Origin of the sequence: Actinomycetospora corticicola (assembly GCF_013409505.1) — a bacterium.
GTDB classification, from domain to species: Bacteria; Actinomycetota; Actinomycetes; order Mycobacteriales; family Pseudonocardiaceae; genus Actinomycetospora; species Actinomycetospora corticicola.
The window spans coordinates 5833073-5845677 of record NZ_JACCBN010000001.1 but is presented as its reverse complement, the minus strand read 5'-3'; the positions used below and the strand labels follow the sequence as shown (position 1 = coordinate 5845677).

Sequence of the window (12605 nt, the reverse complement as noted above, 5' to 3'; positions counted from 1 at the left end):
GCCCGACCTCCCGGCGCGACCAGCGGCAGGCCGGGCACGAGGACCACACCAGGCAGACCGACGGGCGTCCGGACCTGCCCCACGTCACCTTCGCGAACGCCGAGGCCGCTGCTCCGTCCGCGAGGTCCACACCAGGCAGACCGACGGGCGTCCGGACCTGCCCCACGTGACCCTCGGCGGCGGGCGCGCCGGCAGAGGAGGGCCGCGCGGCCGGAGCCGAGCACACCCGCCGTCGGACAGGGAAGATGGTCTTCGTCGAGCAGTCCGGCCCGAGGAGCGCACCGATGCCCAGCACCCCGACCCCCGTCGGTGTCACCACCGAGGCGCAGGAGGAGCTGCGCGGGCAGGTGCGGGAGCTGTGCGCGCGGTTCCCCGACGAGTACTGGCGCGAGCGGGACCGCAACCGCGAGTACCCCGACGCGTTCGTCGACGCGCTGACCGAGTCGGGTTACCTGGCCGTGCTGATCCCCACCGAGTACGGCGGGAGCGGGCTCGGGATCACCGAGGGCTCGATCGTGCTCGAGGAGATCAACCGCTCCGGCGGGCACTCCGCAGGCTGCCACGCGCAGATGTACACGATGGGCGCGCTGCTCAAGCACGGGTCGGAGCAGCAGAAGAAGACCTACCTGCCGGGGATCGCGGACGGCTCGATCCGGCTGCAGGCCTTCTCGATCACCGAGCCCGAGGCCGGGTCGAACACCACCGACATCCGCACGACGGCGATCCGCGACGGCGACGACTACGTCATCAGCGGGCACAAGAACTGGACCAGCCGGATCGAGCAGTCCGACCTCGCGCTCGTGCTCGCCCGCACCAGCCCGCGCGGCGAGGACCCGAAGGAGCGCACGCAGGGCATCAGCCTGTTCCTGGTCGACCTGCGCGACGTGCGCCGCGACGAGCCCGACACGCTCAAGGTCGAGCCGGTCCGCACGATGTTCAACTACGCCACCAACGAGGTGCGCTACAACGAGATGCGCGTCCCGGCGAGCGCGCTCATCGGCGAGGAGGGCCAGGGCTTCCGGTACGTCCTCGACGGCTGGAACGCCGAGCGCATCCTGCTCGCGGCCGAGGCGGTCGGGGACGGCTACTGGTTCATCGACCGGGCGACGAAGTACGCGAACGAGCGGCAGGTGTTCGGCCGTCCGATCGGCGCCAACCAGGGCGTGCAGTTCCCGCTGGCCCGGGCCTACGCGCAGATCGGGGCGGCCGACCTCATGCGCTACCGCGCCGCCGCCCTGTTCGACGCCGGCGAGAAGTGCGGCGAGCAGGCCAACCTCGCGAAGTTCCTGGCCAGCGAGGCCAGCTGGCAGGCCGGCAACGCCTGCCTCGACACCCACGGCGGATACGGCTTCGTCGACACCTGGGACGTCGAGCGCAAGTTCCGCGAGACGCGGCTCTACCAGGTCGCGCCGGTCAACAACAACCTCGTGCTCGCCTACGTCGGCCAGCACGTGCTGGGCATGCCCCGCAGCTACTGAGTCCGGATGCGGGTGACCGCCGCCGCCCCCGCCACCGCCAGGACCACCAGCGCGCCGAGCACGACGGCGAGCGGCACGTCCCAGGCAGGCGGGGACACCGACTCGTGGACGGCCCCGAGCAGCCACGGCCCGAGCGCCCCCATGAGGTAGCCGCCGCCCTGCACGAAGGCGGCCATGCGCCGGTTCTCCGTGGCGTCCCGGCTCGCGGCGAGGCACGCGGAGAAGATGACGGTGAACCCGCCGCCCTGCGCCGCGCCCGCCAGCGAGCACCACAGCGGCCAGAGCGCCGGTGCCAGCAGCAACCCGCCCGGCAGCGCGAGGAAGCCCGCGGCGACCGGGATGAACGCCAGCCGCAGGCTGGTCCGACGCGCCACCAGGGGCGTCACCAGCGCGCCGACGACCGCGAGGATCTGGAACAGCGACGACGCGATGCCCGCACTCGCGGCGTCGAGTCCCCGGAGGTCGCGCAGGACCTCGGGCAGCCACGCCGTGAGGCCGTAGTAGCCGAACGACTGCCCGCCGAACGCGAACAGCAGCAGCCAGCCCACGGGCCGCGTCCAGGGCGCGCGGGCCGGCGCCGCCCCGCCGTCGGGAAGGGCCTCTCCCCCGTCCCGACGGCGGGTGGCGAGGCGCCACACCACCGCGGCGGCGACGGTGAGGACGAGGTAGGAGGCGAGGGCGACGCGCCAGCCCGTGCCGGCCGCGATCGGGACGGTGAGGGAGAGCGTGATCATCGAGCCGATGTTCATCGTCGCGGTGTAGATGCCGAGCAGGGAGCCGGACCGATGGGGGAAGTCGCGGCCGATGATCACCGGGACCACGATGTTGCCCACCGTGATGCCGGCACCGATGAGCGCGGTGCCGATGAGGGCGCCCGCGACGCCGTCCGCGGACCGCAGCACCGCCCCGGCCGCAAGGACGACGAGCCCCACGAGCATCGCGCGCTCGGCGCCGATGCGGCCGATCAACCACGACGCCGGTGGGGAAGCGAGCGCGAAGGCGAGGACCGGCAGGCTCGTCAGGAGCCCGGCGACGGCGGCGGAGACGCCCAGATCGGCGCGGATCGCATCGATCACCGGGCTCACCGCGACGATCGGACCACGGAGGTTCAGCGCCACGAGCACGATTGCGGCGACGAGGAGCGGAGTGCCGAGGGTCGCGGCGGAGCGTGGTCGAGCGGCGGTGGTCACGTGTTCCCAGTCTGGATCGTTCGCCCACGAAAGGACATCGGGTGTGAAGAACGACGCGGGACGGGCAGCCGGACCGATGACCGACCGCGACGACGCCCGCGTCCGCAAGGCCCTGCAGGGCAAGGACTTCCCGGCCGACCGGAACGACGTGGTGGCCTATGCCACGGACCGCGACGTCGACGAGAAGACGCTCACGGCGCTCGCCGCGCTGCCGGAGGGTTCGTACGGCTCGCTCGACGAGGTCCTGGACGCGGTGCCGCACCGACCGGGGTCGGACGCCGACCGCTGAGCACCCCCTCCGTGGCAGCGAAGCGTCGTTGCTGTCGTCCAGTGGCAGGGCAGCCGCTTAGTCGGTGACGTTGTCGGGGGTCGCTGCTAGACCTGCGCGAGTGACGGGGTGGAGCGAGGTCGAGGCGGCGGCGCCCGAGCTGGCCGCGGCGGTGCGGGCCTGCTTCGAGCGTGGCAAGCACAAGACGATGGCGACCCTGCGGGCCGACGGGTCGCCGCGGATCAGCGGCATCGAGACGGAGTTCGCGGACGGCGAGCTGACGTTCGGCATGATGCCGGGCTCAGTGAAGCTGGCGGACGTGCGGCGGGACCCGCGCGTGGCGCTGCACTCGCCGTCGGTCGACCCCCCGGAGGACCCGTCGCAGTGGCCCGGCGAGGCCAAGGTGTCCGGGCGTGCCCGGAGCGGGCCGCCGGCCGAGGAGGGGGCGTCGTTCGCCCTCGACGTCACCGAGGTGGTGCTGACCCGGATCGCCGACTCGGGCGACCGGCTGGTGATCGAGTCGTGGCGTCCGGGTGGTCAGGTCCGCCGGGTGGAGCGGACCTGACCCTCCCGATCACCGGGCGATGAGCTGCCCGAGGCGCTTCGTCAGCTTGACGTTCTCCCGGTAGTCGACCGGGATGACGATCACCGACGGCCGGTCGCGCTGGTCGAACGCCTCCTTGAGGGCGGGTCGCAGCTCGTCGGCGCTCTCGAGGCGACGGGCGTGGCAGCCCAGGCCCTCAGAGATCTTGACCAGGTCGGGCGAGGGGAAGTCGGTGCCGAAGTGGCGGCCGAACTCGACCTCCTGCTTCCAGGAGATCAGGCCGTAGCCGTTGTCCTCCCAGACGAGGTTCACCGGCGCGACGCCGAGGCGCACCGCCGTCGCGAGCTCCGGGCCGTTCATGAGGAACCCGCCGTCGCCGGAGATGGCGACCACCCGCTGATCGGGGTGCACCAGCGACGCCGACACCCCGCCCGGCACGGCGATCCCCATCGAGCAGAAGCCGTTGGAGATGATGCAGCTGTTCGGCGTGTACGTCGGGTAGTGCCGCGCGATCCACATCTTGTGAGCGCCGACGTCCGAGATCAGGATGTCGTCGTCGTCCATCTCGGCCCGCAGATCGGCCAGGATGCGCTGCGGCTTCATCGGGAAGTCGCCGGTCTCGGCCTCCGACGACGCGCCGCCCTCGGTGATCTCCTCGGTGAGGTTCGCCCGCGCCCGGGCGTGGGCCTCGATGTCGGGGAAGCGGTGCCGCTCGGTGAGTCCCTCGTTGATCGCCCAGAGCGTCGCCGCGATGTCGCCGACGATCTCGACGTTCGGGCGGTAGGCCCCGTCGACCTCAGCCGGGTCGAAGTCGATGTGCAGCAGCCGCTTGGTGCGCCCGATGTTCCAGCGCGACGGCGGCCACTCGACCATGTCGTAGCCGACCGCGATCACCAGGTCGGCAGCCTCGAAGACCTCGGTGACGTAGTCGCGGGACCCGAGCCCGACGGCGTACAGGCTGCGCTCGTGGCGGTCCGACAGCGCGCCCTTGCCCATGAACGTCATGCCGGCGTAGATGCCGCTCGCCTCGACGAAGCGCTGCAGCTGCCGGCTCACCCGGGTGCGGACGCAGCCCTGTCCGACGAGCAGCACCGGCCGCTCGGCCCGCGCGATGAGGTCGAGGGCGGCCTGGATCGACTTCTCGTCGGGCACCGGCCGCCGCACCTTCTCCGGCGGCACGATCGGCGCGCTCTCCACCTCGTGCTTCGCGATGTCCTCGGGCAGCTCGACGTGCGTGGCGCCCGGCTTCTCGGCGACCGCGAGCTTGAAGGCCTTGCGGATGACCTCGGGGATCGTCGTCTCGTCCCGCAGCGAGGTGGTCCACTTGGTGATCGGCGTGAACATCTCGACGACGTTCATCGCCTGGTGCGACTCCTTGTGGAGCCGCGTGGTCGCACCCTGCCCGGTGATGGCCACGACCGGGGAGTTGTCCATGTTCGCGTTCGCGACGCCCGTCACGAGGTTGGACGCCCCCGGGCCGAGGGTCGACAGGCACACCCCCGGCCGCCCGGAGAGCCGACCGTAGACGTCGGCCATGAAGGCCGCGCCGGACTCGTGGTGGGTCGGGACGAAGCGGATCTCCGAGTCGCGCATCGACATGAGGAGATCGGCGTTCTCCTCGCCGGGCACCCCGAAGATGTACTCGACACCCTCGGCCTCCAGACACCGCACGAACAGATCGCTCGCCCTCACGCCACGCTCCTCTTCGGTCGTCGACGCCCGGAGCTGTACCCGGTGTCGGGGTTCGCTCACCCACTCCCGTCGTAGCGGACGTCGAACCGGGTCAATGCCATGCCCGGCCCGCCGGTCCACGGCTCGAAGCCAGCCTGGATGTTGGTGAGGAAATCGGTGGCCTGCACCGACCCCTGCGCGACGGCGTCGTTCACGAAGTCGGCGAGGGGCAGGTCGTCGGCCCGGTCGACGTAGCCCTGGCGGACGTAGGAGATGACGTTCACCCCGCCGTTCTCGCCCTTCCACACGTCCCACGTCGCGCCGCCGAGGGTGGCGGTCCCGGCCTGCTGCCCGATCGGCTTGATCCCGCCGGTCTCCTTCAGCCAGATCATCAGCTCGACGGCGTCGTTGTGCCCGTTCTCCTTCGGCGTGCGGTCGGCCCAGAGGTCGTAGGCCAGGTTGGACTTCGTGCCGGCCGGGATCTCGCCCGCGATGCTGGAGCTGATCGGGCCGAGCTCGCTGATCCGCCGCGGCAGAGTGGTGCCCTCGGTGCAGGTGCCCATCCAGCACCCGGACATGATCGACGGGTAGGAGGCCGGGGCGTCGTCCTTGCTGTGGTCGCCCGAGTCGACGGTGAAGCCCTGCGTCGTCGCGGTGATGCACTGGCCGTCGGCTGCGCCCCACTCGTTGTTCTGCACCATGAACGCGCCGCCCGCGATCTCGGTGGACCCGAACTTGTCGCACACCTGCGTCCCGCTGACGTTCGCGGTCTCGGCCGCCGCGGTCGACCGCGACGACGCCGGTGCGGAGCTCCCCGTCCGCGCGGCCGTGGCCGGGGCTGCGGTCGCGCCCGAGCGGGTCGGGGCCCGGCTCGTCGTCGTGGCGTCGGCAGCGTCGCTGCTCTCCCGTGACGCGCTGCTGGGCCTCCCGCCGTCGGCGGCCCCGGCCAGCCCCGACACCGCGGCCAGGTCATCGCCGATCTTGAGGTCGTTGAGGAACAGCGTGCTGTCCTGACCGATCGACTCGTCGCGGTAGATGCCCGTCTTGAGGTAGGCGCTGCCCTTCACGTTCGACTCGGGCGTCCGGTAGCCGGACAGGGTCTGCTGCCCGTTGCAGTAGGCGTCGATCCCGCCGCCGAAGGTGATGCCGAGCTGGAAGGAGAAGGCCCCGGGCCCGACCGGGCAGAAGTCCTTCTGGTTGCCCCCGTTGTTCGCCAACCGGAGCTGCCCGTTCCCCACCTCGACCGCCAGCGGCGGGCTCCCCGTGCCCGGCTGCTTGAACTGCATGATCAGCTGCCAGGTCCCGGTGTCGGTGGGGAACCCCTGGTCGAAGAAGCCCGAGTAGCCGACGAACTTCGTCTCGCCGTCCTGGAACTCGGGGATGTCGGGCTCCGCCTCCGTGCGCTTCCCCCCGCCCGGCATCTCGAACTTCACCGCCTCGCGGCCCGGCACGTTCGGGGACTCGGCGTCCGACGGGTCGGTCGCGTTCTGGTTGTTCCACGGCGTCGACTTGAAGCCGGCGAGCCCGTTCGTCAGCGAGAAGGCCGCCTTCGTCGCGCGGCCCTGCAGGTCACCGCCCTCCGTTCCCGACGACGGGTCGTCCCCGTCCTCCCCGGTCGGGTTCGGCGAGCCCGACCGGCGGGTCGTCGTCCCGCTCGACGCGTCGCCGGTCGAGCTGGAGCTCGGCGCGCGGGTGGTCGAGCCGGGCGCGCGGGTCGCTGCGACGTCGCCAGAACCGGGGTCCGGGGCGCGGGTCGACGTGCCACCGGGAGCTCGCGTGGCGGTGACGCCCCCGGAGTCGCCTCCGGCGTCGCTGCCCGGACGGCCGGTGGCCGTGCCGGCGGGAGTACGGGTCGTCGCCTCCCCGGAGCTACCGCCCGCCGATCCGGGCGCCCGGGTCGTCGCCTCCCCGGAGCTACCGCCCGCCGATCCGGGCGCCCGGGTCGCCGTGACGTCGCCGCCGGACCCGGTGCCCGGGGTCAGGCCGGTACCGCCCCCGGAATCAGTGCCCGGGCCCGCGATGACGTCCCCGCCGGAATCGCCGCCCGGGGCCCGGGTGGCGGTGGCGTCGCCGGCGGAACCACCGCCCGGGGCCTGCGTCGCCGTGCCACCGTCGCCGTCCGACTCCGCCGCACCGGGGATGGGAGTGGTCGTGACGTCGCCGGCCCCCGGCTCCTCCTCGTACCCCGCCCCGGGCGATGCCGAGCCGGTCGCGCTCCCGGCACCCGTCGTCGTCGGGGTGGTGATCGTGGCCGGCGCCGGGCCCGCGTCGGTCGGCACCGCCGCGACCACCTTGCCGAGCGACCCGACCGCCCACTGTGGGGCCGTGGTGCCCTGTGCGATCGCGAGCTCGGAGTACGTGGCGTGCACGGGCGAGGCGAGCGCCTGCTCCAGGGAGGCGTCGGCGGCGGTCGCCGGGCTGTCGCACACGGGGTCGCCGGGTGCGCAGATCTGGATGGTGCGGGCATCGAGGGTCCCGAAGCCGACCGCACGCGGCGGGAGCACGCCCTGCCCGGTGGTGCCCTCGGGGACGGCGCGGGTGGCGGGGCTCCGGGCGGGGTCGCCGAACAACCCGACCGCGCGGACGAGGTCGTCGGGGATGCGGGGCTCGAGCCCGGTGCCGATCCGGGACGCCAGGTCGCCCGCCACCTGGGCGCCGGCCGAGTAGCCGAAGAGCATGATCGACCCGGTGGGACAGCCCTCGACGTGGTCGCCCACCGCATCGGAGAGCGCACCGACCGCCGCCGACTCCGCCGTGGCGTAGGAGCCACCGGCCGCGGGTGGCGGCACGGTGACCACCGAGACCTTCTCGCCGAACTGCCGGGCGAGCGGATCGGTCACGGCGGTGAGCACCTCCGACCCACCGCCCGCGCCACCGACCGCGTAGAGCGTCACCGGGCGGCAGGAGTCCGGCAGCGCCTGCGAGGACGCGAGGGTGGCCACGCCCGTGCCGACGGCGCCGACGAGCACGGCGACCGCCACCAGCGCGGCGGCGACCAGGGAGCTGACGGGACGACGGTCCGGCGGCGTCGCGTCGGGCACGGGCCGTCGCCCGCGGGACGGACGTGCCGCGGCCGGTCGCGAGGGCTCGGCCGGCGCCGACAGCGGGTCCTCCACCGACCGCGGGTCCTCCACCGACCGCGAGGCCACCGCCGGCCGCGGGTCCTCCGCCGGCCGCGGGTCCTCCATCGGCGCCGACCACAGCGGGGCCGCAGCGCGGGGCGGGGGCACCCGGACGGCCGCGCCCGGCCTCCCCGGATCGACCGCACCCGGCGTCGGGAAGGAATCGACCGCGCCGCCGGGACCGACCGCGAGGCGCGTGACCCCGCCGTCGACGAGGTCGACCTGCAGGACGCGGCCGTTCCGCGCGGCGTGCCGCTGGGCGGCGCCCACCGCCACCGCCCGGGGGTCGGCGCCCGATGGCACCGCGAGGGGCCGCCCGTCGGCGAGCACCACCACCCCGCCGGGGGCGCGCACCACCTCCAGCCGCACGTCCGCCGCGCCCACCCGAGTCCTCCACCGTCCGCCGTGACCCCGAACCGGACATCAGAGTCGGCGGTCGGCGCGGCGCGTGGGTGCCGTTTGGAGAAACTCGTGGCCCCGATTTCCCGGAGCCGATCGACGATGTGGCTTCCCTGCCACTGGATGACAGCAACGACGCTTTCCTGCCATCAGGGGGCCATCAGGGGGCCAACGACTCCTTGAGGAACGCCACCTGCAGGCGGAGCAGGTTCTCGGCGACGACCTCCTGCGGCGTCATGTGCGTGACCCCCGAGAGCGGCAGCACCTGGTGCGGACGGCCCGCGGCGAGCAGCGCCGAGGAGATGCGCAGCGTGTGGGCGGCCACGACGTTGTCGTCGGCGAGTCCGTGGATGAGCAGCAGCGGCCGGTTGGGGGCGTCGGACGACGCCGGTCGTCCGGCGTCGGCGATGATCGACGAGCGCTCGTAGGCGTCCGGGCGGCCCTGGGGCGTCCCGAGGTAGCGCTCGGTGTAGTGGGTGTCGTAGAGCGCCCAGTCGGTCACGGGCGCACCGGCGATCGCGGCGTGCACCGCGTCCGGGCGGCGCAGCACGGCGAGGGCCGCGAGGTAGCCGCCGAACGACCACCCGCGGATCGCCACCCGCGACAGGTCGAGGTCCTCCACCTCCCGCGCGGCCGCCTCGAGCGCGGCGAGCTGGTCCTCCAGCACCGGCGCCGCGAGGTCGCCGTCCACCGCGCGCTCGAAGGCGGGGCCGCGGCCCGGTGTCCCCCGTCCGTCGGCCACCACGACGGCGAAGCCCTGGTCGGCGAACCACTGGCTCGTCAGGAAGGCGCCGCGGGCGTCGAGGACCCGCTGGGCGTGCGGGCCGCCGTAGGGGTCGAGCAGGACCGGGAGCCGCTCGGAGCCGGGGATGTGGTGGCGGGGCAGCAGCACCGCGGTCGCGAGCCCCCGCTCCCCCGCCGCGAACAGGTGAACGCGCGGCTCGAGGTTCGGTGACTCCGCGAACGAGCGCAGCACCGTCGACGACCCGGGGCCGCGGACCGTCGTCACCGACCCGTCGTGCTCCAGCGAGGCCTGCGAGACGACGAGCACCCCACCCGCGAGCCGGCCCGACGCGACGCCCGACTCCGCGCTCACCACCGACACGCCGGCCTCGCGCGACCACACCGCGAGCACCGTCGACGTCGGCGTACCGGTCCGCGAGGCCGTGAACAGCACCGTCGCGCCGTCGACCGCCGCGACGCCCCGGACCTGCCACTCGGGTCCGGTCACCGCGGAACCGTCGACCACCAGCCGCCGGGCGTCGGTGCCGTCGGGAAGGGCGATGTCGGCGCACCACACCAGCGACCCGTCGTCGAGATGGGCGGGCACCCCGGGCACCAGGTCGACCCAGGCGTCGTCGACGTCGTTGACCACCACCGCGGAGCGTCCCGACGACGGGTCCACGCGGCGCAGCGTGACGGCCTGCTGGTCGCGTGGCGAGGTGGTGAGCAGCAGGTCGTGGGAGTCCCAGTGCACGTCGGCGAGGTACTCGTCGGGCTGCTCGACGTCCACCCGGGTCCCGTCGAGGCCGATCAGGTGCAGCGTCACCGTCGCGTTCGTCGTCCCGGCGGCGGGGTAGGCGACGACGGAGGGCTCGCGAACGGGGTTCGCGGGGTCGGCGATGTGCCAGCGGGTGACCGCGGAGTCATCGACGCGCGCGACCGCGAGCGACCGGCCGTCCGGCGCCCACCAGTGGCCCCGGTAGCGGTTCATCTCCTCCGCGGCGACGAAGTCGGCGAGCCCGTAGGTGACGTGCTCGGCCTCGGGGGTCGCCAGCACCCGCTCCGTGCCGCCGACGAGCACGTGCAACGCCCCGCCGCGGACGAAGGCGACCGCGTCGCCCGCCGGCGAGGGCCGCGGGTCGACGACGGGGCCGTCGACGGGCAGTGGTCGCGGGGCCGCCCCGGGCCGCAGCGCGACGGTGAACGCCCGCCCCGAGAGCACGAAGGCGGCCGTCTCGACGGCCTGGTCGGTCGCGTAGTCCACGACGCCCCCGGACTGTTCCCGCACCCGCTCGCGGCGCGCCTTCTCCTCGGGCGGCAGGTCCTCCTCCCCCGGGACGTCGAGGGTGAGTGGGTCGACCAGCAGGTGCTCCTCGGCACTCGCGACGTCGAGCACCCACAGGCAGGTCACCGGATCGTCACCGCCGCGGCTGCGCAGGAAGACCACGCGCGAGCCGTCCGGGGCGACCGTCACGCCGCGCGGGGCGCCGAGGGTGAAGCGCCGGGTCGCGGCCTGGCGGCGGGGGAAGGAATCAGCAGGTGCTGCCACGGCCGGTCATCCTGCCTGGTCGACCTCCGCGAGGAGCGCCTCGATCGCCGCGACGAGCACGTCCGGGCCCTCGCGCAGGACGTTGTGCGTGGTCGCGAGGTCGGTGACGGTCCACGCGGGGTCGGTGCGCAGGCGGTCGGCGATCACCGGGAACGGCGAGACGACGGCCCACGCCGGGTCGGCCGCGAGCGCGTAGTGCTGCGGCCCGCGGTACGCGCCGGTCAACCGGATGCGCTGCACCAGGGACGCCAGCGGGTGCGGCGTGGTGCGCGGGTCGAACTGCGGCATCGGGTCGACCCCGGTTCCGCTGCGGCCAGACGCGTCGACGTACCAGGCCCGCATGGCGTCGTCGACGCTCGACCAGCAGGAGTCCCCGTCCGCCGGGGCGAAGCCGTCCACCGACAGCAGCCCCACGACCTTCTCCGGCAGCGCGTCCGCCACTCCCGCGACCACCATCCCGCCGTAGCTGTGCCCGACGAGGACGACGGGCCCGTCGAGCGCGGCGACGGTCGCGGTCACGTCCGCCACGTGCGCGGCGAGCGTCGCGCCCTGCTCCTCGGCCCGCTCGCACAGACCGGGGAGGGTCAGCGCGAGGGCCCGGTGCCCGCGGGCGGCCAGGTTCTCGACGACGGGTGCGTACCACCAGGCGCCGTGGCAGGCCCCGGGAATCAGGACGACGTTCATGACGACGAGCCTCGGCGCGCCGCGGGCAGAAGTCCAAGACTTGCTCGTACCCGTCGTCAGAAGCAACGGTGATGGACGTGCAGCTCCACCAGCTCGAGTACCTCGTCGCCGTCGTGGACGACGGCGGCTTCACCCGCGCCGCGGAACGGCTCCGGGTGGCCCAGCCCGGCGTGAGCGCGCAGGTCCGCAAGCTGGAGCGGGAGCTGGGCCACGAGCTGGTGGACCGGGCCGGGCAGCGGGTGCGACCCACCGCCGTCGGCGCCGAGGTGGTCGCGGCCGCGCGGGCGGCGCTGGCCGCCGTGGCCGGGGTGCGGCAGGTCGTGGCGGACCTGGACGGACTGCTGCGGGGCACGGCGCGGGTCGGGATGGTGACGAGCGGGCCGTTCCTCGACGTCCCGGGCGTCCTGGCCGACTTCGCGGCGGCCCACCCCGGGGTGACGTGCTCGCTGGTCGAGGCGAGTTCCGGGCGGCTGACGGCGATGCTGCGCGAGGGCCGGCTCGACGTCGCCCTCGTCGGCGCCGCGGGCGGGGTGCCCGACGACCTCGTCACCGACCCCGTCACCGAGGAGTCGCTCGTCGTCGCGGTCCCGCCGGACGACCCCCTCGCGGGCGCCCGCACCGTCGTGCCCGGCGACCTCGACGGCCGGGACGTCGTCGCGCCGGTGGAGGGCAACGCGCTGCGGGAGGCATTCGACCTGGCGTGCGCCCCGGTCGCGGTGCGGGTCACGTGCTCCGCCAGCGACCCGGCCGTCCTGGCCCGGCTCGCCGCCCGTGGTCTCGGCGTCGCCGTCCTCCCGGCGTCGTTGTCCGCCCTCCGGTCCGAGGACCTCGTGACGGTGCCGCTCGACGCACCGGACGTCCGCGCCCGCCTGGTGCTGGCGCGGCCGCGGGGCTCGGTGAGCCCCGCGGCGGCCGCCGTGACCGACGCGCTCCTGGCGGCTCGATGAGCCGAGGCCCCCCGAGACGTCATCCATCGG

At 74.1% G+C, this 12605-nt stretch carries 9 protein-coding genes; 4 read left to right on the top strand and 5 right to left on the bottom strand.

The genetic code is table 11. The features are described 5' to 3' along the window. The first annotated feature begins 284 nt into the window (after positions 1-284). The gene (locus tag BJ983_RS28435; protein WP_179796889.1) at positions 285-1478 is read left to right on the top strand and encodes an acyl-CoA dehydrogenase family protein; all 1194 of its coding nucleotides are present in this window, start codon (positions 285-287) and stop codon (positions 1476-1478) included. Here the strand turns inward: BJ983_RS28435 and BJ983_RS28430 are convergent. Continuing rightward, positions 1472-2668 carry an MFS transporter gene (locus BJ983_RS28430; protein WP_179796888.1) on the bottom strand — a complete coding sequence of 399 codons (1197 nt, stop codon included), beginning with the start codon at positions 2666-2668 and terminating at the stop codon, positions 1472-1474. The genes BJ983_RS28435 and BJ983_RS28430 overlap by 7 nt on opposite strands. Positions 2669-2711: 43 nt before the next feature. Here BJ983_RS28430 and BJ983_RS28425 point away from each other — a divergent pair, with 43 nt between their 5' ends. Together BJ983_RS28425 and BJ983_RS28420 are read left to right on the top strand one after the other, a co-directional pair. After that, on the top strand, positions 2712-2957 hold the full coding sequence (locus BJ983_RS28425) for a DUF2795 domain-containing protein (protein ID WP_179796887.1): 246 nt from the start codon (positions 2712-2714) through the stop codon (positions 2955-2957). 100 nt (positions 2958-3057) lie between these two features. Further along, positions 3058-3501, top strand: a complete 444-nt coding sequence (locus BJ983_RS28420) for a pyridoxamine 5'-phosphate oxidase family protein (RefSeq protein ID WP_179796886.1) — start codon at positions 3058-3060, stop codon at positions 3499-3501. A 9-nt stretch (positions 3502-3510) separates the two neighbouring features. Here the strand turns inward: BJ983_RS28420 and BJ983_RS28415 are convergent, their stop codons facing one another. From BJ983_RS28415 to BJ983_RS28400, 4 genes are all read right to left on the bottom strand, one after another. Further along, complete coding sequence (locus BJ983_RS28415; protein ID WP_179796885.1) at positions 3511-5172, bottom strand: acetolactate synthase large subunit; 1662 nt, start codon at positions 5170-5172, stop codon at positions 3511-3513. A gap of 56 nt (positions 5173-5228) precedes the next feature. Then, positions 5229-8657 carry a GH12 family glycosyl hydrolase domain-containing protein gene (locus BJ983_RS28410; RefSeq protein WP_179796884.1) on the bottom strand — a complete coding sequence of 1143 codons (3429 nt, stop codon included), beginning with the start codon at positions 8655-8657 and terminating at the stop codon, positions 5229-5231. 175 nt (positions 8658-8832) lie between these two features. Further along, the gene (locus BJ983_RS28405) at positions 8833-10944 is read right to left on the bottom strand and encodes a prolyl oligopeptidase family serine peptidase (protein ID WP_179796883.1); all 2112 of its coding nucleotides are present in this window, start codon (positions 10942-10944) and stop codon (positions 8833-8835) included. Positions 10945-10950: 6 nt separating this feature from the next. Beyond that, the gene (locus BJ983_RS28400) at positions 10951-11628 is read right to left on the bottom strand and encodes an alpha/beta fold hydrolase (RefSeq protein ID WP_179796882.1); all 678 of its coding nucleotides are present in this window, start codon (positions 11626-11628) and stop codon (positions 10951-10953) included. A 71-nt stretch (positions 11629-11699) separates the two neighbouring features. On the opposite strand from BJ983_RS28400, the gene BJ983_RS28395 reads away from it, so the two are divergent. After that, positions 11700-12575, top strand: a complete 876-nt coding sequence (locus BJ983_RS28395; protein WP_218890518.1) for a LysR family transcriptional regulator — start codon at positions 11700-11702, stop codon at positions 12573-12575. Positions 12576-12605 lie beyond the last annotated feature (30 nt).

Coding starts and splice junctions, on each gene's coding strand:
- BJ983_RS28435 (WP_179796889.1), top strand. CDS start 285: ATGCCCAGCACCCCGACCCCCGTCGGTGTCACCACCGAGGCGCAGGAG.
- BJ983_RS28400 (WP_179796882.1), bottom strand. CDS start 11,628: ATGAACGTCGTCCTGATTCCCGGGGCCTGCCACGGCGCCTGGTGGTAC.
- BJ983_RS28395 (WP_218890518.1), top strand. CDS start 11,700: ATGGACGTGCAGCTCCACCAGCTCGAGTACCTCGTCGCCGTCGTGGAC.